Here is a 957-nt window from a genome sequence, read left to right as displayed (position 1 = left end):
TGGCGATGTTGCCCGGGCTGTTATCCTTGCGGTTGCGTGCCGCGTCTTCGCGGAACGACACGTCCAGCTGCCAGTGCAGACTGTTCTCGATAGCCCAGTGGGCGCGTACGGTCGCCAGCAGGACCTCCGGTGTCGGCACCCAGGACAGCGCGAAGTACCTCGTTTCCGAGGTTGTGCCCTCGGCTGTTTTTCGGGTGGCCTCGACCCGTCCAAAAGCCTTCAGGCCCGGGAATTCATGATGCTCTGCCAGAGCCTTGCTCGAAACGACGGTCGCCTTTCGGGTTTCCGTCCGGCCGTGGCCGATATCCTCGGAAAGCGCGCTTGGGTGCGCGTCTGGCTCGGCCCCGAAGCTGGCCCGGGCATCGGACAGGAGCGAGTCCTGGTTGGCCTTGAGCGCCAGGCACCAGTCGCCACCACCCGCGTTAATCGCAGCAACCGTACGGCGATTGCAGTGCAGGGCATCGGCGGTCACCACCTTCCCCTTGAGCGCGATCAGGCCAAGCGCTTCGATGGCGGCCTCCAGTTCCGTACCCCGATCGGCCGGCACGCTGGCCAGCGTCAGGCGCAGCCGCGCCGCATAGGCCGAGACCATCATCCGCGTCCGGCCGCTCTCTCCCGCATCGCGGGCCCCGCGCAGGGCCTTGCCGTCAACGGCGATCACGTCGCCATCACGAAGGAGGGCCGCGACATCGGCCAGCACGCGCCCGAAAGCCGCATCGAGCGCCTTGGGATCGATCATCCGGAACACGGCCGAGAAGGTGTCATGCGACGGAACCGCGTGCTTGAGCTTGAGGAAACCCCTGAAAACGCTTTCCTTTGCGCGCCCGAAGGCCGCCATCTCGGCGCAGGAGGTCGCGCCGCAAAGGACCGACACAAAGGCGATGACCAGCAGCTCACCCAAGTCATGTCGCGTGTTCTCGGCGCGGGGATCGGGGACATCTTCGAAGGCGGACAGGA

1 protein-coding gene is annotated in these 957 nt (G+C 66.1%); it reads right to left on the bottom strand.

Translation table 11 applies throughout. The annotated features are described in order from the left end of the window. Positions 1-901, bottom strand: a 901-nt coding sequence (locus ACODTZ_RS36120; protein ID WP_489032119.1) for an ISAs1 family transposase, incomplete at its 3' end; no start/stop codon positions are given. Positions 902-957: the final 56 nt, after the last annotated feature.

It is taken from the genome of Rhizobium sp. FG113 (assembly GCF_057809895.1).
This window is presented reverse-complemented; position numbering and strand designations above follow the sequence as displayed.